This is a genomic window from Actinoplanes sp. L3-i22 (genome assembly GCF_019704555.1).
Classification (GTDB): Bacteria; Actinomycetota; Actinomycetes; order Mycobacteriales; family Micromonosporaceae; genus Actinoplanes.
Genome location: NZ_AP024745.1, coordinates 8,880,054 through 8,904,288 on the forward strand (window position 1 = coordinate 8,880,054; position 24,235 = coordinate 8,904,288).

Here is a 24,235-nt window from a genome sequence, read left to right on the forward strand (position 1 = left end):
TGACCGGTGACAAATCTGGCCGTCCCGCCCCTGTTCGCCGCCCTGTCCACCGCCCGCCGGGTGCTGATCGCCGGCGCCGGCGGTGGCTTCGACGTCTACGCCGGTCTGCCGCTGGCCCTCGCCCTGCGTGCCGCCGGGACCGAGGTGCACCTGGCCAACCTGTCCTTCTCCGAGCTGGAGCTGGTCGACCAAGAGTCGTGGATCCACGATCGCGTGGTCGAGGTGACGCCGGCGACGGCGAGCCCGGACTGGTACTTCCCGGAGGGCACGCTCGCCCGCTGGCTGGCCGCGCACGACATGCCGTCGACCGTCTACGCGTTCCCGCCGCTGGGCGTGCAGACCCTGCGCGAGGCGTACCAGTTCCTGATCGACCGGCTGCAGCTGGACGCGATCGTGCTGGTCGACGGCGGCACCGACATCCTGTGCCGCGGCGACGAGAACGGGGTCGGCACCCCGGTGGAGGACCTCACCAGCCTCGGCGCGGTGACCGCCCTGGACGTGCCGGTGAAGCTGGTGACCTGCCTGGGCTTCGGGATCGACGCGTATCACGGGGTGAACCACGTGCAGGTGCTGGAGAACCTGGCCGCGCTGGACCGGGCGGGCGGCTATCTGGGCGCCCTGTCGATTCCCGGGTCCAGCCCGGAGGCGGTCCTCTACCGGGACGCGGTCGCGCACGCCGCGAAGCACACGCCGGACCGGCCGAGCATCGTGAACGGCCAGATCGCGGCGGCGCTGGCCGGCGAGTTCGGCGACGTCCAGTTCACCCGGCGGACCAGCGGCAGCGCGCTGTTCGTGAACCCGCTGATGGCCATGTATTTCACGGTCGACCTGGACAAACTGGCCGCCCGCTGCCTCTACCTGGACCGGATCGAGAACACCGTCGGCCGCCGCCAGGTGATCACCCGCATCGAGGCGTTCCGCAACGAGGTCACCGTCCGGACCCCGCGCGGGTATCCCCACTAGCCCTGGGGTTTCCAACCGGCCGGCGGGTCCTCGCCGGTGCGGCCGTCGACCGCCTCGCGCAGCAGGTCCGCGTGCCCGGTGTGCCGGGCGTACTCCTCCAGCAGGTCGAACAGCAGGCGGCGCAGGGTGACCGGCTCCCCGGCCGGCCCGGTGAGGTGCACCGGCCGGTCGAGGCCGCCGTCGGCCAGCGCCGCCGTGTACCGCTCGCGCGCCGCCGCGACCGCGGAGTCCCACAGGGCGTAGAGCTCCCGCGGCGAGTCGTCCGCCGCCGACCGGAAGTCCCAGCCGTCGCCGTCCAGGGCCGGCCGCCAGCGGTCGCCCGGCGACGTGCCGCCGAGTTTCCACGTCGAGTGGTAGTCCTCGACCAGGGCGAGGTGCTTGAGCAGCCCGCCCAGCGTCAGCGTCGACGCCCCGACCGTCACGGTCAGCTGGGCGGCGTCGAGCCCGTCGGCCTTCCACCGGAACGTCGCCCGCTGCCGGTCGATCGCGCCCAGCAGATGCTCGATCTCGGTCCCGGCGAGCGGCGGTTCCCACCAGTAGTCGGTCATTCGGACACGGTAGTGGGAATCGCCGCCGCCGTGGGGGCCGCTCCGGCGGCCGGGGAGGCCCCGGCGGTGCGCAGCGCCCGCAGCCGCCGGGCCTGGGCCGGATCGGTCACCGGGACGGCGGCCAGCAGTTCCTTCGTGTACGCGTGCCGCGGGTGTTCGTACACCTCGGAGGTTTTTCCGATCTCGACGACCACGCCGTCCTTGAGCACCGCGACCCGATCGGCGATCCGGCGCAGCACGGCCAGGTCGTGCGAGACGAAGACCAGGGACAGCCCGAGCTCCGCGCGCAACTCTTCGAGCAGGGCGAGGACCTGCGCCTGGGTGGTCACGTCGAGCGAGGAGACCGGCTCGTCGCAGACGATCAGGCGCGGGGACGGGGCGACCGCGCGGGCGATCCCGACCCGCTGGCGCATGCCGCCGGAGAGCTGGTGCGGGTAGCGATCGTATTCGGACGCGGACAGCCCGACCCGTTCCAGCAGGTGCTCGACCCGGGCGCGCGGATCGCGGACCCCGGACAGCCGCAGCGGGTCGGCGATGCTCTCGCCGATGGTCCGCCGCGGGTTGAGCGAGGACAGCGGGTCCTGGAAGACCATCTGCACCGACCGGCCGCGCCGCCGCGCGATGTCCACGCCGTCGAAGGTGATCTTCCCGGAGCTGGGCGGGATCAGGCCGACCATCATCCGGGCCAGGGTGGTCTTGCCGGTGCCGGACTCGCCGACGATCCCGAGCGTCTCCCCCGCGTGCACGTCGAGGGTCACGCCGTCGACCGCGCGAACCGGCGGCGGCTTGCGGAACGACCCGCGTCGCGCCTGCGGAAAGTGCTTGCGTACGTCGTCCACCCGCAGCAGCGGCGCCCCCGGCTCGAAGTCCCGGCTGCCGGGCTTGGGCACCGCGTCCAGCAGCGCCCGGGTGTACTCGTGGGCCGGCGCGAGCAGCACCGACTCGGTGGCGCCCGACTCCACCGCCCGCCCGTCGCGCATCACGATCACCGAGTCGGTCGACCCGGCCACCACGCCGAGGTCGTGGCTGATCAGCAGCAGCGCCGCCCCGGTCGTCGCCCGCACCTCGTCGAGCAGGTCGAGGATCTGGGCCTGCACGGTCACGTCGAGTGCGGTGGTCGGCTCGTCGGCGACGATCAGCCGCGGCCGGCAGGCGATCGCCATCGCGATCAGCGCGCGCTGCCGCATCCCGCCGGAGAACTGGTGCGGGTACGCCCCGGCCCGGCGCGCCGGATCCGGGATGTGCACCTGCCCGAGCACCTCGACGGCGCGGTCCCGGGCGGCGCGCCGGGACGCCCCGGTGTGCAGCCGGTACACCTCGGCGATCTGCGAGCCGATGGTCTGGAACGGGTTCAGCGCGGTGAGCGGCTCCTGGAACACCATCGAGATCTGGGCGCCGCGGATCTGCTTCCAGTCCGGGGCGCCGGCTAAATCCGTACCGTCGAAATCGATTTTGCCGTTGACCTTGCCGCTGGTCAGGCCGAGCAGGGCGAGAGCGGCGGTGCTCTTGCCGGAGCCGGACTCGCCGACGATGCCGAGCGAGCCACCGGCCGGCAGCGCGAAGGAGAGCCCGTCGACGGCCGGCTTGTCGCCGAACGAGATCCGCAGGTCTTCCACGTTCAACAGAGTCATCGGAGCTGCACCCGGGGGTCGACGGCGGCGTAGAGGAGGTCGGCGGCGGCGTTCGCGATCACGATGATCAGGCCGGTGAGCAGGGTGACCCCGACGACCACCGGCAGGTCGATCTGGTTCACCGCGCCGACCAGCAGCTGGCCGACGCCGGGCAGGCCGAACATGGTCTCGGTGAGCACCGCGCTGGTCATGATCGAGGCGACGTCCACCGCGGTCAGCGTGACCAGCGGCAGCAGCGCCCCGCGCAGGGCCCGGCGCCAGAGGATCCGGCGCTCCGGGATGCCGTAGGCCCGGGCGGTGCGGATGTGGTCCTCGGCCAGGCTCTCCTGCAGTCCGGCCCGGGTCAGCCGGGCGTAGGCGGCGCTCTGGATCACCGCGAGGGCGATCCACGGCAGGAGCAGGTTCTGCGCCCAGAGCAGCGGATCGGTGGTGAACGGGACGTACTGCGGGAACGGCAGCCACTGCAGGCGGACGCAGAACAGCAGGAGCAGCAGCAGGCCGACCAGGAAGACCGGGATCGCGTAGCCGGCCAGGACCAGGCCGTTGACGACCCGGTCGAGCCAGCGGTACCGGCGCAGCCCGGAGAGCAGGCCGGCGCCGATCCCGACGATCAGCGAGAGGATCTCGGCGCCGAGCGCCAGCGAGAACGAGACCGGGATCCGGTCCACCAGCAGCGTGGTGACCGGCTGCGAGGTCTCGAAGGAGTAGCCGAGGCAGGGCGCCGGGCAGTGCCGCACGTCCGGGCCGAGCGAGTAGTCCCGGCCGGCGAAGATGCCCTGCAGGAAGTGCCAGTACTGGGTCAGCACCGGGTCGGCCAGCCCCATCGCGGCGCGCACGTCGGCGAGCCGTTCCGGGGTGCAGCCCTTGCCGCAGGCCAGCACGGCCGGGTCGCTGGGGGCGAGGTAGAACAGCAGGTAGATCAGGGCGGACAGGGCGAGCAGCACGATCACGCCGCCCAGGACCCGGCGGCCGAGGTAGCCGATCATCGCAACGCCTCCCGCTGCCGCGGGTCGAGCACGCGGCGCAAACCGTTGGCGACCAGGACGAACGAGAGCAGGGTGAGGAACAAGAGCAACCCCGGGAGGAAGACGTACGTCGGGTCGGCCCGGAACCAGGTCGTCGCGCTGGACAGCATCTGGCCCCAGGACGGGGTGGGCGGGCGCACGCCCACGCCCAGGAAGGACAGCCCGGCCTCCATCACCATGTTGGTCGGCAGCAGCAGGGCGGCGTAGGTGAGCACCGGCGCGGTCAGGCCGGGCAGGATCTCCCGCCGGGCGACCCGCCACCAGGGCGCGCCGGAGACCTGGGCCGCGGCCACGTAGTCGCGGGTGCGCAGGGTCAGCGTCTCGCCGCGGCTGATCCGGGCGGTGCCACCCCAGTTGAGCAGCGCGATCACGCCGGCCAGAATCAACGGGCGGGGCCAGTCCGGCGGCACGATGGCGAGCAGCGAGATCGCCAGGACCAGCGCCGGGACGGCGAGGACCAGGTCGATGACGCGGCTGAGCCCGGCGTCGGCCCAGCGCCCGCCGAGCCCGGCGGCGGTCCCGACCGAGACCCCGATCAGGACCTGCAGGAACGTGGCGCTCACCGCGACACCGACGGACACCTGCGCGCCGTAGACCAGCCGGGCGAACAGGTCGCGGCCGGTGCCGGGCTCGACGCCGAGCCAGTGCTCGCCGCTGATCCCGCCGAACGAGCCGATCGGCACCCCGCCGCGGGCCGAGTCGAGCAGCGTGTCGTGGTACGTCGTGTAGTCCTGCCCGGCCAGCGCGGCCAGCAGCGGGGCGGTGATCGCGACCAGCACCATGAGGCCGGCGATCACCGCGCCGAACCGGAAACCGCGGTCCCGCCGCAGGGCGGCGAGCGCCCTGGACGGGACCGGCGGAGCGGTCGTCACTTGACCGAGATCCGGGCGATGTCGAGCTGCCCGCGCCACCCGTCGGCGTACGCGTTCCTGACGTTCTTGCCGACCAGGTAGACGTCCTTCTCGTGGGTCAGCGGGATGACCAGCGCCAGCTTGCCGAGCTTGGCGTCCAGCGCGCCCCAGCGGGCGGCCGCCGCGGCCGGGTCGGTCAGCGCGTTGATCGCGTCGATCTCGGCGTTCGTCTCCGGGTCGTTGTACTGCGCCAGGTTGAAGTTGCCGCCCGCGGTGATGATCTGCCGGCCGTCGAAGATCGGGATCAGGAACGGGCCGCCGGACGGCCAGTCGGCACCCCAGGTGGCCAGCGACAGGCCGGGCTGGGTGGCCGGCTTGCCGGTGACGTCGCGGTAGGTGGCGGTGTCGATCGCGGTCAGCTTGACCGTGACGCCGGCCTGCTTGAACGCCTCCTGGATGGCGGAGGCGACCTTCGGGCCGATGCCCTCGCTGTCGTCGTTCTCGTAGGCGAGCTCGATCGACAGGTTGCTCAGGCCGGCCTCGGCGAGGACCTGCTTGGCCTGGTCCGGGGCGCCGCCGTCACCGGCCGGGAAGAAGTCGTACGGCTGGTAGCCGAGCGCCTTCTGCGGGGGCAGGAACGTGGTCGACGGGCCGACCACCGCGGAGCCGCCGAGCGCGTTGACCACCGAGGTGCGGTTGATCGCGTAGGAGAGCGCCTCGCGGACCTTCGGGTTGTCGAACGGCGCCTTCTTGGTGTTGAAGGCCAGGTAGGTCGTCGACGGGAACTCCCCGCGGGTGACCCGCTTGTCCAGCTCGGAGCCGGTGCCCAGCTGCGCGAGCTGCTCCGGGCCGACGACCGCGTCGGTGGTGACCGCGCTCGCGTCCGCGCCGGCCCCGGTGACCAGGCGCTGGTTGATCACCGCGGAGTCCAGGCCGGAGGTGACCTCGATCCGGTCCGGGCAGGCGTAGCGCAGCTCGTCGATCTTCTGCGACCAGTGCGTGTTGCGGACCAGGACCAGGGACTTCTTCGGCTCGTACGACTCGACCTGGTACGGCCCCGAGGAGATCGGGTGCTTCTCGTAGTCCACACCGGTGTCCTTGGCCTTCGGGACCGGCGCGAACTGGGTGGCGGTGGCCAGGAACGGGAAGTCGCCCTCGGGCTTGCTCAGCTTGAAGACGATCGTCTTGTCGTCCGGCGTCTCGATCGACTTGATGCCGTCGGGCTGCTTGTACGGCCCCTGGTAGCTCGCCGCGTCCTGCAGCCAGTCGCGCAGGTAGGGCGCACCGCCGGGCAGCTCGGGGGCGAACGAGCGCTCGATGCCGTACTTCACGTCGGCCGCCGTGATCGGCGTCCCGTCCTCGAACCGGATGCCGTCGCGCAAGTGGTAGGTCCAGGTCTTCGCGCCGTCGGACGGTGTGCCGAGGTCGGTCGCCAGGTCCGGGGCGGGCTTGGTCCCGGCCTCGCCGGCCTGCCGGTTGCGCGTGGTCAGCGTGCGGAACAGCAGCGACGGGAGGTTGCCACCGCCGGAGGTGTAGAGCCGCGCCGGGTCGAGGTGGTTGATCCCACCCTGGTTGAGGACCGTGAGCGTGCCGCCCTGGCAGGTCGCCGGGTCGAAGGCCGCGTTCGAGGTGGTGGTGTCGCCACCGCCTCCGCCTTGGCAGCCGGCGAGTAGCACGGTCGCGGAAAGGACAGCGGGTACCAATTTACGCATGCGCGGAAACCTAGCGGATCGATAGGCAATGTGCACTATCCCCGCAACAATCGATGCAAATCGTTTAAATTTCCGACCCGCCGAGATCATCGGTAGGTCCGGACGTAGTCGAACGAGGCCGTCGCGCCGCTCGCGTTCATCGAGACCAGGCCGATCCGGTACGCCCCGGTGTGCGCCAGCGTCCACGTCCCGCCCCAGGTCCAGGTCGTGCCGTCGACACTGGACGCCTCGCGGACCTCGTCCTCACCGTTCGCCGCGTCGTAGTGGTACCGCAGCCGCAGCCAGGTCGTCCCGGCCGCCGGCCCGCCGAAGATCGGCGCGTTCGCCACCACGGCCCCGCGCTCGCCCTCCTTGCCGAACTCCACCTGGTGTGTCACCTCGCTCGTCCCGGCCAGCGGCAGCACCGAGTGCGCGAGCTTGAACCACCGATCGTCGTTCTGGTAGAGCACCAGCCCGGCCTGCTGGTTCCCGCGCGTCCCGTCGAAGGTCAGCTTCGTCTCGACCGTGAAGTCGCCCGCCGGCGCGTCCCGGACCAGCACCGACGCGGTGTTCGTGGTGGTGTAGAGCTCGGCGTTCTGGGTCGGCCAGGCCAGCGCGCCGCCGGTCAGCACGGTGTCGTTCGTTCCCCGGATCCAGCTCCACGCCGGGTCCGTGCCGGTGAACTCGTCCGAGTAGGCGGGCAGCTGCGCGCCCAGCACCGGGTCGGCGACCCGCTGGGTCACCGGCCGGTAGAGCGCGGTCGCGCCGAGGTTGTCCGCGGCGGCGCCGGCCGCGGTGGCCGACGCGCCGATCCGGCCGGTCAGCGGCACGGCGGCGGGCAGCGTCAACGAGACCGTGGCGACCGCGTCGCGCAGGCGGTCCGCGGAGACCTCCACGGTCAGGTTCCGGCCGCGCCGCTCCGCGGCGACGTTGTGCCAGGTGCCGAACGAGAACCCGGCGGGCAGGGCCGCCGTCCGGTCACTGCGCTTTCCCCGTACGGTGGTGGCCACGTCCAGCCGGTTCGACGCCGGGTCGAGCCACGCGACCACGTGGTTGCGCTCGTCGGTGTAGCTGATCACCAGTCCCGCGCCGGCGCGGACGTCACCTTCGACCCGTACGTCGCCGGAAGCGGCCCGGGCACTCAGCGAGAAGGACGCCTTCGCAGCGGTCAGATAGTCGCCGGAGTCCGGATCGACGGCCGAAGGCCAGGTCGTGTCCCAGCCGGTACGCGCGTCGACGGCCGGCGTGGTGACCGGCGCGGCCTGCGGCGTGTCGGACGGACCGGCCCCGGCCCGGACCACCGGCCAGCCGTCGATCCAGTCGAGCCGGTCGATCAGCAGCGGGCGTCTGGTGAGGTTGAGAGTGGCCCCGTTCGCGCCGGTGACCGGCCCGAAGTCCGGGTCGGCGGACGAGATGCCGTGGTAGACGAGCCAGTCCTGACCGGCCAGGTCGGTGGCGATCGCGTTGTGCCCGGGTCCGATCCAGCGGTTCCCGTTCGCGCTCAGGACGATGCCGTCCTTGCTGGTCAGCGCCATCAGGTCGAGGCCGCTCGGGGTGACGAACGGGCCGCGCGGGCTGGTCGAGCGGCCCACCTTGACGGTGTAGCCGCTGAACGCGCCGTCGCAGCAGCCGGCGTCGGAGAAGAACAGGTAGTAGAAGCCGCCGCGGTGCACCACGAACGAGCCCTCGGCCCGGCGCCCCCGGCCGACCTGGGTGACCGCGCCGACCCGGGCCGTCGCGTCCGCGCTGAGCTGCTGCACGCAGAGCGTGTCGTAGCTGCCCCAGTAGAGGTAGTTGGTGCCGTCGGTGTCGGTGAACAGCGCCTGGTCGATGGTCCCGGTCGGGCAGCCGCTGTCGGCCGGTTTCACGAGCAGCCCGTGATCGGTCCACGGGCCGAGCGGCGTCGCCCCGGTGAGCAGCGCGACGCCGCCGTTGGACAGCGCGTAGGTCAGGTAGTAGCCGCCGTCGAGGTAGCGGATGTCCGGCGCCCAGGCCCGGGTGCCGCTGGCCCAGTAGGACGGCTTACCGGTCAGGGCGTACACGTCCTGCCGGTAGGTCCAGTGCACGAGGTCCGGCGAGGACAGGATCGGCAGGATGTGCTCGCCGGTCTCCCCCTGGCTGTTGAAGATCGGGTTGGTGGTCCCGTACGCGTACCAGGAACCGTCCTTCCCTTTGATCACCGCCGGATCCGGAAAGGTGTCGACGGTCCCGGCACTGACCGGATTCGTGTAGACGGACGTGGTCGGGGCGGTCTCCACGGCCCGGGCTCCGGTGGGCGGCGTCAGACTCACGACCGCCAGCACCAGGAGCGCCAGACCAGCACGCGTTTTCATGTCCGGAAGGTAGGTCTGCCCGAATTCTTCCGGCAACGATCCGGCATATTCACAGCTGTTACAGGTCAGACCTGATCGGGGGCGGTGGCCGGCTGGGAGACGTCCCAGTGCTCGACGATCAGGTCGCCGTCGAAGCGCCAGATGTCGACGACCGCCTCGCCAGGGCCGCCGTCCGCCGGGGTCAGCAGGTAGTGGGCGACCACGAACTGGTCGTCCGCGATCACCCGCCGCAGGTCCAGGGTCGAGGTGCCGATCGGGCCGTTGACGGTGGCGTCGATGAAGCCGTCCTTGTCCCGCGGGGTGGCCGGGTCGTGGTTGACGAAGTCGTCCCGGATGACCTCCCGCAGCACCTCCACGTCACCGGCGGCGAATCGGCCGAACGCGTCCAGGAAAATGTCCTTGATGGTCATGCTCCGCACGATGTCATCGAAACGGCGGCCGCGTCGATTACCTCAGCGGTAACCATGTGCCCATAGCACCGCACCGCCGCTAATGCGGCGAAACCGCGCATCTCTGACCGGACGGCCGGGACACCGATGCTCCAATCGGACAAATGGCAGCGGGTCGGGCCGCGATGTCACCCCATTCGGACCGGGCGAATCGTACGTTTCCCTTGCGGCGCCCCGACCATTCCGGGGCGCCATTCCCGTTCACCTTTTCTCATCCGGAGGACATCGATGCTGAGCACTCTCACCGCGGGCGCCCTGCTCTTCACGTCGGCGATCGTGCCGTCCACCCAGTGGCACGGCGCCCCGCCACCGCAGGATCGGATGGTCATCGACGTGGTGGCCGCGAACGGCTCCGGTTGCCCGGGCGACACCGCGAAGATCCAGGTCTCGCCGGACAACACCGCGTTCACGGTGACCTACAGCGAGTTCATCGCCCAGGCCGGGCCGAGCGCGCGGGCCACCGACGCCCGCCGCAACTGCCAGATGGCGCTGGACGTGCACGTGCCGTCCGGCTACACGTACGCGGTCGCGGGCGCCGACTACCGCGGATACGGCCACCTGGAGAAGGGGGCGGCCGGCTCGGAGACGGCGTCCTACTACTTCCAGGGCGAGCCGCACACGACCCGGATCCGGCACGACTTCTACGGCTGGATGGACTCCGACTGGCAGCAGTCGGACCGGGTCGAGGTGGGGTCGATGTCATTCCTGGACTGCGGCGAGCAGCGCTACCTGAACGTGAACACCGAGCTGCGGGTCAGCGGCGGCCCGTCGGTGCGCAAGGCCACCAGCTTCCTGACGATGGACTCCTCGGACGGCAGCCTGGAGACGCTGTACCACGTGGCCTGGCGCCGGTGCTGACTACTTGACATTAACTAGTACTGGCCTAAGTATAGGAGTGTGCCGGAAAGCCACGATCCACAACTGCTCAAGGGCGTCCTGTCGCTCCTGCTCCTGCACCTGCTGGCCGAGCGGGAGTCGTACGGCTACGAGGTGGTCCAGCGGCTGCAGGCCGCCGGGTTCGCCGACGTGCTGGAGGGCAGCGTCTACCCGGCGCTGAACCGCCTGCTCCGCGAGGGCCGGGTGGAGACCCGCCTGGTGCCGTCACCGGGCGGGCCCGCCCGCAAGTACTACCGGCTCACCGCCGAGGGCGAACAGGCCCTCGGCGACGCCGCCGCCGCCTGGGACCGGCACGTCGCCGGGGTCCAGGCGGTCCTCGCCCGCCCACTACCTCAACCCCGCGAAGGGACCCCGTGATGACGATCGGAATTGTCGACCGGCTGCGCGTCGAACGCCTGGTCTGGACGCTCGACCAGCAGCTCTACGACCTGCCCCGGGCCCGGCGGATCGCCACCCGCCGCGAGGTCCGGGCGAACCTGCTGGAAGCCGCCGCGGACGTCGGCACGACCGAGGCGCTGCGCCGGCTCGGGGGCAGCCGCGGCCTGGCCGAGCAGTACCTGGTGGCCGAGTTCGGCGACCGGCCCCGGTGGTCGTGGATCGGCGCGGCCTACGCGGCCGGACTCACCCCGCTGCTGCTCAACTACCTGCTCAGCGAGGCGACCAACGCGTTCGCGGACGGGGTGCGGGCGGCGCACGGCAGCGGGACGTTCGCCTACGCCGGGGTGGCCTACCTGCAGAGCGCCCAGACCGTCACCGTGAGCGGCTCGGACGTGCAGCTCAGCGGCGGGGCGTGGACTCCGTTGACGTACGCCATCTGGCTTTTGATCGTGATCTTCGCCGGACGTCTCTGGCGCCTGTTCCGGCGGAGTTCTCAAGTGCCGGTGACCGCTTCCGATAGCTGACCCCGAGCGCTTCAGCGGTCCGGTGAACAGCAACCGGCGGGCACCTTTGCGGGCACCGTCGTGACAACTCCGTTCCCGGAATCTTCTCTCCATGCCCGGCGGGCAACACCGCCGGACAACATGGGGGAGATTCACTGTGAAGCGCTCGTCGCTCCGCAAGACCGTACTGACGCTGGCCGCTCTCGTCGCCGGAATCGGCGCCGGGATGACGGCCACGCCGGCCCAGGCCTCGCCGGACGCCGCGCACTGCACCACCGGCGCCAAGCTCATCCCCACCTGCGGCGTGCTGTGGGGCGCGGCGGCCGGCGGCTTCACCGGCAAGCCGCGCGACGCCGAGCACCGCAACTGGGAGAAGCTCTCCGGCCGCACGGCGACGATCTTCCACACGTACCACAAGGGTGACGAGAAGTTCCCGACCGACGCCGAGATCGCGATGGCCCGCGACAAGGCGCACCCGCGGGTGCTGCTGCTGAACTGGCGCGTCGAGTACGGCTCGACCTGGGCCGGCGTCGCCGCGGGCAAGGAGGACAAGCGGATCGACGCGTTCGCCGCCCGCCTCAAGAGCAAGTTCAACGAGAAGTTCTACCTGGTCCTGAACCACGAGCCGGAGGACGACGTCCGCACCGACCCGAAGTCGGGCATGACCGCCAAGGACTTCGCCAAGTCGTTCCGGCACGTGATCCAGCGGCTGCGCGCCCAGGGCGCGTCGAACGCGGTCAGCGTCGTCGCGTACATGGGCAACGAGAAGTGGATGGCCCAGTCCTGGTGGAAGGACCTCTACCCGGGCAACGACGTCGTCGACTGGATCGGCCTGGACTCGTACGTCTCCGCGGAGAAGAACTACTACCACGCCGGCGTCTTCAAGGACCTGCTCGACCGTAAGGCCAAGACCGCCGGCTCGCAGGGCTGGTACGACTGGGCCACCAAGAACCACCCGGGCAAGCCGATCATGGTCGCCGAGTGGGGCGCGTACCACCGCGTCGGCAAGGTCGTCGACAAGGCCGCGCAGTTCAACAGCGTCCTGCCGGAGCTCGCCAAGCGGCCCGCGATCAAGGCGATCGTCTACTTCGACACGAAGAAGGACCTGTTCGGCGACCGCGACATCAGCATCGACAGCACGCCGGCGTCGCTTGCCGCTTTCCGCAAGCTTGCCGCGAACCCGCTGTTCAACGTTACTGTCCGCTGAATCCAGCACGGAAACGAGCCGCCCGGCCTCCCGGGCGGCTCATTCCCGTTCCCAGCGACTCCCGCACCGATTCCCGGCCGGGACGCCGCTGCCCTCCGCGCCACCGTCTTTCCGCGCTGTCGGCCTCCGCGCCGGCGCCTTCCGCGCCACCGCTTCGCTATCCCGCTGAAGATCAACTTCAAGATCTTCATTGCCTCGGTCCGCCGGGGTACAGATCGTCGCTCCCGCGGGGACCCTTCCGGGCTTCGCAAGGGCGCGGGGCGCCCAAAACGCAAAGCCCTCCAGGGCGACGTCCGCGGGTGGTTGCGGTTTACTGCAAAACCCAGACGAAGCCCGAAGCCCTCGGGCACGACTAGCTCAAAAATCGCGGCCCTGCCACTTATCCACACCAGTCGCTCGTCCACAGGCCCAAAGCATGATCACGGGAATCCGCGCCACAATTACGGCAGAGGCGGTGGCCCCCCTTTGGGTTGGGCGGGCCCTGCTCGCCGCTGGGCCGGGCAAGCCCTGCACACCGCCGGGCTGGGCGGGCACCGCACGCCGCCGGACCGGGCGGGCACCGCACGCAGCCCGCGCCGCCGCCGAGATGGCGGGGCGCGGGCTGGCGATCAGCTGGAGGCGGTCGGGGCGGGGACGGCGGCGCTCGGGGCGGTGCTGGGCGGGGTTCCGTTGTTGGTGCCGCCGTTGTTGGTGCCGCCGCGGGGGCCCGGGGCTCGCTGGCCGGGGCCGAAGTTTCCGCGGTCGCGGTTGCTTCCGGGGGCGTTGTTGCCGAAGCCGTTGGCGCCTGGGCCGAAACGGTCGCCGCCGCGGCCCGGCTGGCTGTGGTGGTCGCCGCCGCGGTGGTGGCCGAAGATCGCGCCGCCGACGGCGGTCAGGCCGGCGCCCAGCACGCAACCGATCAGCAGGGCGGCGACGGTGGCCAGGATCGGGATCCGGCGGCCGCGCCAGGAGCCGCGCGGGCCACGGGGGCCGCGGGGCGGGCCGGCCGGGACGTAGGCGAGGCCCGGCGGCGGGGGCGGGAGCTGGCTCCCGGAGTCGTCGGCCGCGACGTAGGCCCAGCCCGGCGGGGGCGGCGGCACGGTCGGACCGGCGGCGGTGGCGGCCGTCTGGTCGGCCGGGTGCACGGGCTGGTCGGCGGCGACGTGCGTGGAGTAGGCGGCCTCCGCGGGCACCGGGACGGTCGCGGCAGCGGGAGCCGCAGTCGCCGGGGTGGCCGCGGGCGTTGCGAACGCTTCCGTGACCGGGGTGGTCGCGGGCGTTTCCACGGCCGGGGCCGCGGTGGGGGTGGCGGGCATTTCCACGGTGGAGGTGGCGGGGGTTTCCGCGGTGGTGGGCTGGACTGGGATGGGGGCTGTTGGGGGCTCGGCGTCCGCTGGGGGCGGGGTCGCGGGGCGGTGGGTGGGGTTCTCGTCGGTCATCGGGGACTCCGTGTTCGGTCGCGAGGCATGAGCGCCCGGTACGAGAATCGCTCGCGTACCTGTGATGTGCGCCATCGGCGCGTAAGAAACGGCTAAGAGCTGCTCCGCCCGTACGGCGAAATCGGGGTGAAAAGGCGGCGAAGCCGCTGGGAACCAATCGGCCTCGTGTGTCGACTAACCGGCAACCCGACGAGAGAGATCTACTGACGCCATGACGAAACGTCTTCTGCTTGTCCTCGCCGCTGTGGTCGCGGTGCTGATCCCGGCCGTGCCGGCGGCCGCGCACAATCCGCTCGTCGAGGCGGCGCCGGCGAAGAACGCGACGGTGAAGACGGCGCCGACCGTCGTCAAGCTGACCTTTCTGGAGAAGCTGGACGCGGGCTCGACCAAGCTGACCGTCGCCGGTCCGGACGGTCCGGCCGCCGGGGCCGATCCGGTGGTGAGCGGGAAGTCGGTCTCGGTCAGCTTCGCCGAGGGGCTGGCGAACGGGAAGTACACGGTCGCCTACCAGCTGACCGCGGACGACGGTGACGTGATCAAGAGTTCGTACACGTTCACGGTGGCCGCGCCGGTGGCGTCCGCCGCGCCGACCTCGGACGCGCCAAGCGTCGCGCCGACGAGCGCCGCCGCTACCGCGACCGTCGTCGCCACGGTCGCTCAGGACGTCGAGCCGGCTGACGACGGGAACGGGCCGTGGCTGGGCCTGATCGCCGGGATCGGCATCCTGGCGCTGGCCGGCGCCGCGATCTTCGTCTTCGTCCGGCGACGGAGGAACGCGCCCGGCGCTTGATCGCGATCGACGATCTGAAGGCCGGCCGGCCCGGGACCTATCATCGGGCCGGTGACGATCGAGGCGGTCCGCGGGGGTGTCCCCGAGCACGGCCGGGTCCCGAAGTACTACGTGGTCAAGGGTCAGCTGCTCAACCTGCTGGCCGAGCTCGGCGAGGGGACCCCGCTCCCCGCCGAGCGGGACCTGGCGGCGGCGTACGGCGTGGCACGCTCCACCCTGCGGCAGGCGATCAGCGAGCTGACCATGGAGGGGCGGCTGCGGGCGTACCGCGGCCGGGGCACGTTCGTCGCCGCGCCGAAACTGGTCCAGCCGCTGGCGCTGCGCGGTTACACCGAGGCGCTGCGGGAGATGGGCCGCAACCCGGGCCGCCGGGTGGTGACCGTGGAGACGGTGCCGGCCGGCCCGCTCGCCGGCGAGCTCGGCATCGGCGCGACCGACGAGGTGCTGCACCTGGAGCGGGTGCTGCTCGCCGACGGCGAGCAGCTGGGCCTGGAGAGCACGTACCTGCCGGTGGACCGGTTCCCCGGCCTGATGGACGGCTACGACGGCACCGGTTCGCTGTACCAGCACATGAGCGAGCGGTACGGCCTGATCTACGCCTCGGCCGTGGAGCGGATCGAGACCGTGCTGGCCAGCCCGCGTGAGGCGATGCTGCTGGGCACGAACCCGGCCCAGCCGATGCTGCTGATGCGGCGCGTCTCGGCGGACCCGGCCGGCCGGCCGATCGAGCGGGTCCGCTCCCTCTACCGCGGCGACCGCATCGGCTTCGAGACCAGGCTCACCGGCTGACCCAGGGTCGCCGGACCGTTACCGCAGGTAGATCGACTGCTCGCGAGGCGGCCGGCCCGGCGCTCCCCGCGATGGCGGTTGACAGCGCGATGGTGTTGGATGGCCCCCACCAGTAAACGCGCCGTTATGGCGACGTTCACCTTCCCTCGGGTGGAGAGAAACACAGACATGGCAGAGCGTCACTCGCTCGCGGTGATCCGCGAACGCACCTACAAGGCCGGGGACGCCTGGTGGACCGTCTGGCTGGTCGACCCGTTGGCGGCCCGGCTGGTGTGGCTGGTCTCGCCGTGGCGGTGGGTGACGCCGAACCGGATCACCGTCGCGGCGTTCGTGGTCGGGGCCGGCTCGGCGGCCGCCTTCTACCAGTTCACCTACGCCTGGCTGTTCGTCGGCGCGGTGCTCTATCACCTGAGCTTCGTGCTCGACTGCATCGACGGCAAGATCGCCCGGCTGAACGGGACCGGCTCGGTCTTCGGCGCCTGGCTGGACTACGTGTTCGACCGGCTGCGCGTGCTGGTGTGCGCGATCGGCCTGTTCGGCGGGGGCTACCACGCGACCCACGACTTCGTCTATCTGTGGCTGGCGCTCGCGGTCATCTTCCTCGACATGTTCCGCTATCTGAACGCGCTGGAGACCAGCAAGGTCAAGAGCGACATGCAGAGCCGGCTCGTGGCGGCCGGCGCGGAGCCCGCCTCGATGGACGGTGAGAACCCCGGCGAGGCGCTGCAGGGCGACTTCCGCCAGAAGTTCGGCCGGTTCGCCCAGTTCCGGGAGTTCCTGCTGCGCAACCGGATCCGGGTGCACGTGTTCAGCGGCATCGAGTTCATGATGTTCGTCTTCATCGTCGCCCCGGTGGTGAACCAGGTGAAGCTGGTGACGATCGCGTCCTGCGCGCTGATGCTCGTGTTCGAGCTGCTGCTGGTCTACAAGCTGTGGACGCACACGCAGACGTTCGCCCGGCGACTGGCCAAGCTGGAGCGGGCAGAGAGCCTGGAGACCACGTCGGTCTGACGCACCACCCCGCACGTAAGGCGCCCCCTGTTCGCAGGGGGCGCCTTTCTTTTTGGACACACAGCGTTCGATCTCTTTACGAGGCTGACATGGCTTGGTAACTTCCTGAAACAAGTTGCAAGGACTTGCAGAGACATCGGCCCCCACCTGTGGGCTGCGGCAGGGCCTCACCAGGCGATACCAGCTCATCCCCGCTGGCGAGACCTGCGACGACACCCCTGAAAGAAGTTTCACCACCCGTCCCCACAGAAAGCGCCCCCATGAAGAGAAGAACCCGCACCCTGCTGCTCGGGTCGGTGACCAGCCTCGCGCTGGCCGCCGCCGGCCTGGTCGGCGTCAGCCTGGCCACCACCGCCAGCGCCGCCTCGACCCTCAACAACAGCGACGTGACCGCGAACCTGTGGGAGTGGAACTTCGACTCCATCGCGGCCGCCTGCACCAGCCAGCTCGGCCCGGCCGGGTACGGCGCCGTCCAGGTCGCCCCGCCGCAGGAGTCGGTCACGCTCGCCTCGACGAGCGACGGCTCGCACCCGTGGTGGGAGGTCTACCAGCCGGTCTCCTACAACATCACCGGGCGTCTGGGGACGCAGGCCGAGTTCACCAGCATGGTCACCGCGTGTCACAACGCCGGCGTCCGGGTCTACGTGGACGCGGTGATCAACCACATGGCCGGCTCGAACAACACCGTGACCACCGGGTACGGCGGCTCCACGTTCAGCCCGAGCGGATACTCGTACCCGGCCGTGCCGTACTCGTACAGCGACTTCCACCACCCGAACGACGGCTACTGCGCCGACGACGACGGTGTGATCGACGACTACAGCAACGCCGCCGAGGTGCAGAACTGCGAGCTGGTCGCGCTCTCCGACCTGAAGTCGCAGGACAGCGGGGTCCGTACGAAGATCGCCGGGTACCTGAACAAGCTGGTCGACTGGGGTGTCGACGGGTTCCGGGTGGACGCCGCCAAGCACATGGCCGCCGGCGACCTGTCCGCGATCAAGGGCCTGCTGCACGCCACCACCGCCGAGGGTGTGGCGCCGTACTTCGCCCAGGAGGTGATGCCGGGCGGCAGTGGGGACATCGCCCCGTCCGCGTACACCGGGATCGGCGATGTGCTCGGCTTCTCCTACGCGTACGGGCTGAAGACCCAGTTCGCGAACGGCACGCTGTCCAACCTGTCCGGCATCCCGTCGTGGAGCCTGGACGCGTCCAGCGCGCTGACCGCGGCCATGGTCACCAACCACGACCTGGAGCGCAACGGCTCGACGCTGCGCTACCAGGACGGCTCGACGTACACGCTGGCGAACTACTTCCTGCTCGCCTACCCGTACGGCCAGCCGTTCCTCTACGACGGATTCGCGTTCTCCACCTCGGCGACCGGCGCCTCGCCGCCGGCCGACTCGAACGGCTACGTCGCCGACACCAGCTGCTCGAACAGCGCGTGGCAGTGCTCCACCCAGAGCACCGGCGTCAAGGGCATGGTCGGCTGGCACAACGCCACCCAGTCCGTCACCACCGTCTCGAACTGGACGAACACCGCGAGCAACATCATCGGGTTCAGCCGTGGCTCGCTCGGCTGGTTCGGCGTGAACCGCTCCGGCAGCGCGTCGACCGCGACGTACACCACCGGCCTGGCCGCCGGCACCTACTGTGACCGGATCACCGGCGGGGCCACCACCAGCGGCTGCGCGGGCACCACGATCACCGTCGCCGGCGGTACCGCGTCGGTGACCATCCCGGCGAACGGCGCGGTCGCGATCGACGTCAATGCGAAGTCGGGTGGCGGCACCACCACCAGCCCGACCGTCAGCCCGACGACCAGCGCGTCGGCCAGCCCGTCGGCGTCGGTGTCGGTCTCGCCGACCACCAGCCCGACCAGTTCCACCGGCACGGTGCAGGCGACCTTCAACGTCTACGCCACCACGACCAGCGGCACCAGCGTCTACGTCGTCGGCTCGAACGCCGCCCTGGGCGGCTGGGACACCTCGAAGGCGGTGGCGCTGAGCGCGAGCGGCTATCCGATCTGGACGTCGGCCGTCGCGGTCCCGTCCGGCAGCAGCTTCGAGTACAAGTACCTCAAGAAGGACGCGTCCGGGAACGTGACCTGGGAGAGCAACGCCAACCGCGCGGTGACCACCGGGACCTCGGCGGTGGCCTTCAACAACAGCTTCGGCGTGGCGAACGCGAGCGCGACCGCGGTCACGTTCAACGAGTCGGCGACGGTCAGCACTGGTCAGACCGTCTACGTGGTCGGCTCGATCGGGTCGCTGGGCAGCTGGAACACCGCGGACGCGATCCCGCTGACCGCGACGAGTTCGTCGGCTTGGAGCCGGGCGGTGATCGTCCCGCAGAGCACCAGCTTCGAGTACAAGTACCTGAAGAAGGACGCGGCCGGCACGGTGACCTGGGAGTCCGGCAGCAACCGGACGTACTCGACGGGCACCGCGACGGCGTACACGGTCAGCGACACCTGGAAGTAAATAACGAGTTTGTCTCACCCGCGGGCCCGCACACCCTGTGCGGGCCCGCCATTCGTTAAACCGCACATGACCGACCAAATCACCATAAATCGTCACTACATGACCCCGGCCGACGTGCGCTCCCAGCTCGCCGACATCCGCCGGGTAGTGGCCGCGCTACCGATGTCGCCGCACGTCAAGGCGGCCGGCCGGCACGATCTGGACATCGCCGAGTCGGCGCTGAACGAGGACATCCCGGACGAGCCCCGGATCGCCCTCGCCGTGCACAGCCTGACCCAGACGCTGGTCCGGGCCGGCGCGATCACCCGGGCCGGCCGCGCCCTGCACGACCCGCTCACCGTGCTCGGCGCGTGGCTCGGCCCGCAGGGGCTGCCGATCACCCGCATGCTGGACTGAGGCAGGGCAGGGGGTGGAGCACCGGGAAACCCGCTGCGTCAGACTTGCGGGCGTGACCTCCAGCTCCACCCCGCCCCGGCGCCGGGACGCGGCCCGCACCCGGCAGCTGCTGCTCGACGCCGCACGCCGCCGGTTCGCCACCGACGGGTACGCGGAGACCACGGTCCGCGACATCGCCGACGAGGCCGGCGTCAACGTCGCGCTGATCAGCCGGTATTTCGAGTCCAAGGAGGGCCTGTTCGAGGCGGCCCTCACCGCGAGCTTCACCGAGCTGCGCGCCGCGGCCGGGGACGTCACCCCCGGCGAGGTCCCGGAGACGATCGCCCGCCAGGCGGTCGGCCAGAGCACGGCCGGCGGCCCGAGCCACAGCCTGCTGCTGATCCTGCGCTCGTCCGGCGACGAGCGCGCCGACCGGATCCGGCTGCGCTTCCTGCAGATGTTCGCCGAGAAGATGGCCAAGGCCGCCTCGCTGCAGGGCGGCGATCCGGACATCCTGCGCGCCCAGGTCCTGCTCTCCACCGCGATCGGCCTCACGCTGCTCCGCGCGACAAACCTCGAACCCCTGGCCTCCGCCTCGGCCGAGGAGCTGACCATCCCACTGCGCGACGTGGTCGAGGCATTGATCAAAAAACCTGCTTAGGTACGGCGTGAGCACCGCCCCGCCCGCACCGCCGGGCCTGCCACAGGACTGTGCTCACGGCGTACCCAAGGATGGTTTTATGAAAGGCGGACCGGGACCACCTCCGGGGCGCCGAGCCGGGCGGCGTCGGCCGTCTCGTCGTCCTGCTGCTCCTGGGAGGCGCGCTCCGCCTCGACCCGCAGGCGGTAGTTCTCCACCTCGCGATCGCGCTGCTCCGCGGTCCAGCCCAGGACCCGGCCCATCAGCTCGGCGGCCTCGGCGGCGGAGACCGTGCCCCGGTCGAACGTCTCGATCGAGATCCGGGTCCGGCGGGTCAGCACGTCCACCAGGTGCCGCGCGCCCTCGGCCGCCGCCGCGTAGACGACCTCGGCCCGCAGGTAGTCGTCGGCCCCGTCGAGCGGGCGGGCCAGCGACGGATCCTCCTTGATCAGCTCCAGCAGGTCCCGGATCAGCGAGCCGTAGCGGCCGAGCAGGTGCTCGACCCGGGCCACGTGCAGGCCGGACTCCGCGGCGATCAGGCCGCGCCGGTTCCACAGCGCCTGGAAGCCCTCCGCGCCGACCAGCGGCACCCGGTCGGTGCAGCAGCGGGCGACCGGCCGGTTCAGGTTGAACACGCACGCGTCCACCGCGTCCTTGGCCATCACCCGATAGGTCGTGTACTTGCCGCCGGCCACCACGACCAGCCCCGGCACCGGGCTGCCGACCATGTGCTCGCGGGACAGCTTCGACGTCGACTCCGACTCGCCGGACAGCAGCGGCCGCAACCCGGCGTAGACGCCCTGCACGTCGGCCCGTTCCAGCGGCCGCGCGAGCACCTTGTTGACCTCGGTGAGCAGGTAGTCGATGTCCTTCGCGGACGCCGCCGGATGCGCCTTGTCGAGCGCCCAGTCGGTGTCGGTGGTGCCGACGATCCAGTGCCGGCCCCACGGGATCACGAACAGCACGCTGGTCGCGGTCCGCAGGATCAGCCCGGTCGACGACTGGATCCGGTCGCGCGGGACGACCAGGTGGATGCCCTTGGACGCGCGGACGTGGAACTGCCCCCGCTCGCCGACCAGCGACTGGGTCTCGTCGGTCCACACCCCGGACGCGTTGATCACCTGCTGGGCGCGGATCTCGAAGGTGTGGCCGTGCTCCAGGTCGCGGGCGGTGACCCCGGTGACCCGCTCCCCCTCGCGCAGGAAGCCGGTCACCTCGACCCGGTTGGCCACGTGCGCGCCGTAGGCGGCCGCGGTCCGGGCCAGGAACATCGTGTGCCGGGCGTCGTCGAGCTGCCCGTCGTAGTACTGCAACGCCCCGACCAGCGACTCCTTGCGCAGCGCCGGGCAGGCCCGGAGCGCGCCGCGCCGGGTCAGGTGCCGATGCCGGGGCAGGCTGCCGGACCAGGCCATGGTGTCGTAGAGGGTGACACCGGCCCCGGCGTAGAGCCGCTCCCACCCGCGGTGCTTGAGCGGGTAGAGGAAGCGCACCGGGCGGGCCAGGTGCGGGGCGAGGCGGGACAGGATCAGCCCCCGTTCCCGCAACGCCTCCCGGACCAGCCCGAAATCGAGCATCTCCAGGTAGCGCAGGCCGCCGTGGATCAGCTTGCTGGACCGGGAGGAGGTACCCGAGGCGAAGTCGCGCGCCTCGACCAGTCCCACGGAGAGTCCCCGGGTGACCGCGTCGAGGGCGCAACCCGCCCCGACCACTCCCCCACCGATCACGAGCACGTCGACCTCGGCCCCCGCGAGGGAGATCAGGGCGGCGTCCCGGGATGACGGTGAGAGCACTGACATCAGTCCACATCCACCCAGTCGAGAGTGCGCTGAACCGCCTTCTTCCAGCGGCCGTACCCGGTCTCGCGCTGCTCCCCCGACCAGGTCGGCTGCCAGCGCTGCGACTCGTTCCAGTTCTCCCGCAGCTCGTCGGTCGACTTCCAGAAGCCGACCGCCAGACCCGCCGCGTACGCCGCGCCGAGCGCCGTGGTCTCGGCGACCACCGGCCGGCTCACCGGCACCCCGAGCACGTCCGCCTGGATCTGCATGGCCAGGTTGTTGACGGTGATCCCGCCGTCCACCTTGAGCACGTCCAGCGTCACGCCGGAGTCCTGCGCCATCGCGTCGACCACGTCCCGGGTCTGGTAGCAGATCGACTCGAGGGTGGCCCGGGCGATGTGCGCGTCGGTGTTGAACCGGGACAGCCCGACGATCGCGCCCCGCGCGTCGGACCGCCAGTAGGGCGCGAACAGCCCGGAGAACGCCGGCACGAAGTAGACGCCGCCGTTGTCCGGCACCTGCGCCGCCAGGGTCTCGCTCTCGTCCGCGGACTTGATGATGTGCAGCTGGTCGCGCAGCCACTGCACGGCCGAGCCGGTGACCGCGATCGAGCCCTCCAGGGCGTAGACCGGGGCGGCGTCGCCGAACTTGTAGCAGACCGTGGTGAGCAGCCCGTTCTCCGAGCGCACCAGGTTCGTGCCGGTGTTCAGCAGCATGAAGTTGCCGGTGCCGTAGGTGTTCTTGGCCTCGCCGGGCGCGAAGCAGACCTGCCCGACGGTGGCCGCCTGCTGGTCGCCGAGGTCCCCGGTGAGCGGCACGTCCCCGCCGAGCGGCCCGTCGATGTGCGCGGTGCCGTAGGTGTTCGGGTCGGACGACGGCCGGATCTCCGGGAGCATCCGCCGCGGGATGTTGAAGAACGACAGCAGCTCGTCGTCCCAGTCCAGGGTCTCCAGGTTCATCAGCATGGTCCGGCTGGCGTTGGTCACGTCGGTGACGTGGTTCCCGCCGTTCGTCCCGCCGGTGATGTTCCACAGCAGCCACGAGTCGGTGTTGCCGAAGATCGCGTCGCCCCGCTCGGCGGCCTCCCGGACGCCGTCGACGTTCTCCAGGATCCACTGGATCTTGCCGCCGGAGAAGTACGTGGCCGGCGGCAGTCCCGCCTTGCGCCGGATCACGTCGCCCCGGCCGTCCCGGTCCAGCGCCGAGGCGATCCGGTCGGTCCGGGTGTCCTGCCAGACGATCGCGTTGTAGTAGGGCCGGCCGGTGCGCCGGTCCCACACCACGGTGGTCTCCCGCTGGTTGGTGATGCCGACCGCGGCCAGGTCGCTCGCGCTCAGGTTCGCCTTCTGCATCGCGGTCCGCACCACCGCGACCGTGCGCTCCCAGATCTCGATCGGGTTGTGCTCGACCCAGCCGGCCTGCGGCAGGATCTGCTCGTGCTCGAGCTGGTGGCGGGCCACCTCGTTGCCGCCATGGTCGAAGATCATGAAACGGGTGCTGGTCGTGCCCTGGTCCACGGCTCCGACGAAGTCAGCCACGGTTCGCCTCCACACTGTCGCGCGCTGTCGGGATCTCGCCCACCTCTTGGGGCTCGGCCGACGGCAGGAATCGTCCGATCAGAGTCTGATACAGACCGGCTCCCAGGACACCACCGATGATCGGTCCCACGATCGGTATCCAGAAGTAGAGATAGCCGGTCTGATCGCGGAACGCGTTCTCATACCCGGTGAAGAAGCTGGCCAGCCGGGGTCCGAAGTCACGGGCCGGGTTGATCGCGTAGCCGGCGTCGGTGCCCCAGGCCATCCCGATCCCGACCACCAGCAGGCCGATCACGAACGGGCCGAGGTTCGCGCCGGGCGCGGTGTTGGCCATGTCGGTGAGCGCGAGGATCACGAAGAGCAGGATCGCCGTGCCGATGATCTGGTCGCGGAACGCGCCCCACTCACCGACCGGCAGCGTGCCGTTGCCCGGCAGCGTCGAGAAGACCCCCTGGGTCTTGATCGTCAGCCCGGGGTCCTTGGCGTTGAGCACCTCGGTGTAGTTCCAGCGCACCAGCAGCGCGGCGACGAACGCGCCGAGGAACTGGGCCAGCGCGTAGGGCGCCACCTTGCGCCAGGAGAAGCCCTTGAAGACGGCGAGCGCGATGGTCACCGCCGGGTTGAGGTGGGCGCCGCTGAGCCGCGCCGCGACGTACACGCCGAGGGTGACGCCCAGGCCCCAGGCCCAGGCGATGCTGTCGTGATCCCCGATGCCCCCGGCGACCACCTGCGCCACCACCCCGCAGCCGAACAGGATCAGAATCATGGTGCCGGCGAACTCCGCCGCGAGTTCACCCACCAGTCCAGGAACTTTGAGTCGTGCGGCCATGCTCCCTCCTAGGTCTTGCTTCGATGTCCTGGACGCTAGGAAGGCCGGGAGGGACAGGCAACGAACGTCGGTCGGCATTGTCGAACATCAATTACGGCGCGTCGTATCGCGAAC

22 protein-coding genes are annotated in these 24,235 nt (G+C 70.8%); 11 read left to right on the forward strand and 11 right to left on the reverse strand.

From position 1 onward, the window contains the following. The first annotated feature begins 6 nt into the window (after positions 1–6). Entirely contained in the window at positions 7–963 is a 957-nt protein-coding gene (locus L3i22_RS39840; RefSeq protein ID WP_221322632.1) for a DUF1152 domain-containing protein, read from the forward strand. Here the strand turns inward: L3i22_RS39840 and L3i22_RS39845 are convergent. The 7 genes from L3i22_RS39845 to L3i22_RS39875 form a co-directional block, all read right to left on the reverse strand. Then, positions 960–1,511 (reverse strand): DinB family protein, encoded by a 552-nt coding sequence (locus tag L3i22_RS39845; protein WP_221322633.1) that lies wholly within the window; start codon positions 1,509–1,511, stop codon positions 960–962. The genes L3i22_RS39840 and L3i22_RS39845 overlap by 4 nt on opposite strands. After that, positions 1,508–3,142: an ABC transporter ATP-binding protein gene (locus tag L3i22_RS54460; protein ID WP_221322634.1), complete on the reverse strand. Its 1,635-nt coding sequence runs from the start codon at positions 3,140–3,142 to the stop codon at positions 1,508–1,510. The genes L3i22_RS39845 and L3i22_RS54460 overlap by 4 nt, the downstream gene beginning before the upstream one ends. After that, positions 3,139–4,128, reverse strand: a complete 990-nt coding sequence (locus L3i22_RS39855) for an ABC transporter permease (protein WP_221322635.1) — start codon at positions 4,126–4,128, stop codon at positions 3,139–3,141. Before L3i22_RS39855 ends, L3i22_RS54460 begins: the two co-directional genes overlap by 4 nt. Then, on the reverse strand, positions 4,125–5,039 hold the full coding sequence (locus tag L3i22_RS39860) for an ABC transporter permease (protein ID WP_255657523.1): 915 nt from the start codon (positions 5,037–5,039) through the stop codon (positions 4,125–4,127). Before L3i22_RS39860 ends, L3i22_RS39855 begins: the two co-directional genes overlap by 4 nt. After that, positions 5,036–6,730, reverse strand: a complete 1,695-nt coding sequence (locus L3i22_RS39865) for an ABC transporter substrate-binding protein (protein ID WP_221322636.1) — start codon at positions 6,728–6,730, stop codon at positions 5,036–5,038. Before L3i22_RS39865 ends, L3i22_RS39860 begins: the two co-directional genes overlap by 4 nt. An 86-nt stretch (positions 6,731–6,816) precedes the next feature. Further along, positions 6,817–9,042 (reverse strand): family 43 glycosylhydrolase, encoded by a 2,226-nt coding sequence (locus L3i22_RS39870; RefSeq protein WP_221322637.1) that lies wholly within the window; start codon positions 9,040–9,042, stop codon positions 6,817–6,819. Positions 9,043–9,107: 65 nt separating this feature from the next. After that, on the reverse strand, positions 9,108–9,452 hold the full coding sequence (locus L3i22_RS39875) for a nuclear transport factor 2 family protein (protein WP_221322638.1): 345 nt from the start codon (positions 9,450–9,452) through the stop codon (positions 9,108–9,110). 267 nt (positions 9,453–9,719) lie between these two features. Between L3i22_RS39875 and L3i22_RS39880 the strand changes: the two genes are divergently transcribed. The 4 genes from L3i22_RS39880 to L3i22_RS39895 all read left to right on the forward strand — a co-directional run bounded on the left by L3i22_RS39880 (position 9,720) and on the right by L3i22_RS39895 (position 12,476). Further along, positions 9,720–10,349 carry a DUF4360 domain-containing protein gene (locus tag L3i22_RS39880; protein ID WP_221322639.1) on the forward strand — a complete coding sequence of 210 codons (630 nt, stop codon included), beginning with the start codon at positions 9,720–9,722 and terminating at the stop codon, positions 10,347–10,349. 39 nt (positions 10,350–10,388) lie between these two features. Continuing rightward, positions 10,389–10,745 carry a PadR family transcriptional regulator gene (locus L3i22_RS39885; protein WP_221322640.1) on the forward strand — a complete coding sequence of 119 codons (357 nt, stop codon included), beginning with the start codon at positions 10,389–10,391 and terminating at the stop codon, positions 10,743–10,745. Continuing rightward, complete coding sequence (locus tag L3i22_RS39890; RefSeq protein WP_221322641.1) at positions 10,745–11,290, forward strand: hypothetical protein; 546 nt, start codon at positions 10,745–10,747, stop codon at positions 11,288–11,290. Before L3i22_RS39885 ends, L3i22_RS39890 begins: the two co-directional genes overlap by 1 nt. A 136-nt stretch (positions 11,291–11,426) precedes the next feature. Next, positions 11,427–12,476: a glycoside hydrolase family 26 protein gene (locus L3i22_RS39895; protein WP_255657524.1), complete on the forward strand. Its 1,050-nt coding sequence runs from the start codon at positions 11,427–11,429 to the stop codon at positions 12,474–12,476. A 608-nt stretch (positions 12,477–13,084) separates the two neighbouring features. Here L3i22_RS39895 and L3i22_RS39900 read toward each other — a convergent pair. Next, entirely contained in the window at positions 13,085–13,894 is an 810-nt protein-coding gene (locus L3i22_RS39900; RefSeq protein WP_221322643.1) for a hypothetical protein, read from the reverse strand. Positions 13,895–14,105: 211 nt separating this feature from the next. Here L3i22_RS39900 and L3i22_RS39905 point away from each other — a divergent pair, with 211 nt between their 5' ends. The 6 genes from L3i22_RS39905 (at position 14,106) to L3i22_RS39930 (ending at position 20,000) form a co-directional block, all read left to right on the forward strand. Next, positions 14,106–14,684: a copper resistance CopC family protein gene (locus L3i22_RS39905; protein WP_221322644.1), complete on the forward strand. Its 579-nt coding sequence runs from the start codon at positions 14,106–14,108 to the stop codon at positions 14,682–14,684. 51 nt (positions 14,685–14,735) lie between these two features. Then, the gene (locus L3i22_RS39910) at positions 14,736–15,473 is read left to right on the forward strand and encodes a GntR family transcriptional regulator (RefSeq protein WP_221322645.1); all 738 of its coding nucleotides are present in this window, start codon (positions 14,736–14,738) and stop codon (positions 15,471–15,473) included. A 168-nt stretch (positions 15,474–15,641) separates the two neighbouring features. Further along, the gene (locus tag L3i22_RS39915; RefSeq protein WP_221322646.1) at positions 15,642–16,484 is read left to right on the forward strand and encodes a CDP-alcohol phosphatidyltransferase family protein; all 843 of its coding nucleotides are present in this window, start codon (positions 15,642–15,644) and stop codon (positions 16,482–16,484) included. Positions 16,485–16,744: 260 nt separating this feature from the next. Then, the gene (locus tag L3i22_RS39920; protein ID WP_221322647.1) at positions 16,745–18,964 is read left to right on the forward strand and encodes a carbohydrate-binding module family 20 domain-containing protein; all 2,220 of its coding nucleotides are present in this window, start codon (positions 16,745–16,747) and stop codon (positions 18,962–18,964) included. 99 nt (positions 18,965–19,063) lie between these two features. Further along, positions 19,064–19,360: a hypothetical protein gene (locus L3i22_RS39925; protein ID WP_221322648.1), complete on the forward strand. Its 297-nt coding sequence runs from the start codon at positions 19,064–19,066 to the stop codon at positions 19,358–19,360. Between the two features lie 52 nt (positions 19,361–19,412). Continuing rightward, positions 19,413–20,000, forward strand: coding sequence for a TetR/AcrR family transcriptional regulator (locus L3i22_RS39930; protein ID WP_221322649.1), 588 nt, complete (start codon positions 19,413–19,415; stop codon positions 19,998–20,000). A gap of 77 nt (positions 20,001–20,077) precedes the next feature. Here the strand turns inward: L3i22_RS39930 and L3i22_RS39935 are convergent, their stop codons facing one another. The 3 genes from L3i22_RS39935 to L3i22_RS39945 are packed head-to-tail and all read right to left on the reverse strand — an operon-like array spanning position 20,078 to position 24,121. Continuing rightward, complete coding sequence (locus L3i22_RS39935; protein ID WP_221322650.1) at positions 20,078–21,775, reverse strand: glycerol-3-phosphate dehydrogenase/oxidase; 1,698 nt, start codon at positions 21,773–21,775, stop codon at positions 20,078–20,080. Next, entirely contained in the window at positions 21,775–23,292 is a 1,518-nt protein-coding gene (gene glpK / locus L3i22_RS39940; RefSeq protein WP_221322651.1) for a glycerol kinase GlpK, read from the reverse strand. The genes L3i22_RS39935 and glpK overlap by 1 nt, the downstream gene beginning before the upstream one ends. Continuing rightward, a complete protein-coding gene (locus L3i22_RS39945; protein WP_221322652.1) occupies positions 23,285–24,121 on the reverse strand; it encodes an MIP/aquaporin family protein in 837 nt (278 codons plus the stop codon). The genes glpK and L3i22_RS39945 overlap by 8 nt, the downstream gene beginning before the upstream one ends. Between the last annotated feature and the right edge of the window lie 114 nt (positions 24,122–24,235).

What these genes read in the sequence shown, in the direction of transcription:
- L3i22_RS39845 (WP_221322633.1), bottom strand. Translation starts at nt 1,511, where the DNA reads ATGACCGACTACTGGTGGGAACCGCCGCTCGCCGGGACCGAGATCGAG.
- L3i22_RS54460 (WP_221322634.1), bottom strand. Translation starts at nt 3,142, where the DNA reads ATGACTCTGTTGAACGTGGAAGACCTGCGGATCTCGTTCGGCGACAAG.
- L3i22_RS39855 (WP_221322635.1), bottom strand. Translation starts at nt 4,128, where the DNA reads ATGATCGGCTACCTCGGCCGCCGGGTCCTGGGCGGCGTGATCGTGCTG.
- L3i22_RS39865 (WP_221322636.1), bottom strand. Translation starts at nt 6,730, where the DNA reads ATGCGTAAATTGGTACCCGCTGTCCTTTCCGCGACCGTGCTACTCGCC.
- L3i22_RS39870 (WP_221322637.1), bottom strand. Translation starts at nt 9,042, where the DNA reads ATGAAAACGCGTGCTGGTCTGGCGCTCCTGGTGCTGGCGGTCGTGAGT.
- L3i22_RS39875 (WP_221322638.1), bottom strand. Translation starts at nt 9,452, where the DNA reads ATGACCATCAAGGACATTTTCCTGGACGCGTTCGGCCGATTCGCCGCC.
- L3i22_RS39880 (WP_221322639.1), top strand. Translation starts at nt 9,720, where the DNA reads ATGCTGAGCACTCTCACCGCGGGCGCCCTGCTCTTCACGTCGGCGATC.
- L3i22_RS39890 (WP_221322641.1), top strand. Translation starts at nt 10,745, where the DNA reads ATGACGATCGGAATTGTCGACCGGCTGCGCGTCGAACGCCTGGTCTGG.
- L3i22_RS39900 (WP_221322643.1), bottom strand. Translation starts at nt 13,894, where the DNA reads ATGACCGACGAGAACCCCACCCACCGCCCCGCGACCCCGCCCCCAGCG.
- L3i22_RS39905 (WP_221322644.1), top strand. Translation starts at nt 14,106, where the DNA reads ATGACGAAACGTCTTCTGCTTGTCCTCGCCGCTGTGGTCGCGGTGCTG.
- L3i22_RS39915 (WP_221322646.1), top strand. Translation starts at nt 15,642, where the DNA reads ATGGCAGAGCGTCACTCGCTCGCGGTGATCCGCGAACGCACCTACAAG.
- L3i22_RS39920 (WP_221322647.1), top strand. Translation starts at nt 16,745, where the DNA reads ATGAAGAGAAGAACCCGCACCCTGCTGCTCGGGTCGGTGACCAGCCTC.
- L3i22_RS39925 (WP_221322648.1), top strand. Translation starts at nt 19,064, where the DNA reads ATGACCCCGGCCGACGTGCGCTCCCAGCTCGCCGACATCCGCCGGGTA.
- L3i22_RS39935 (WP_221322650.1), bottom strand. Translation starts at nt 21,775, where the DNA reads ATGTCAGTGCTCTCACCGTCATCCCGGGACGCCGCCCTGATCTCCCTC.
- L3i22_RS39945 (WP_221322652.1), bottom strand. Translation starts at nt 24,121, where the DNA reads ATGGCCGCACGACTCAAAGTTCCTGGACTGGTGGGTGAACTCGCGGCG.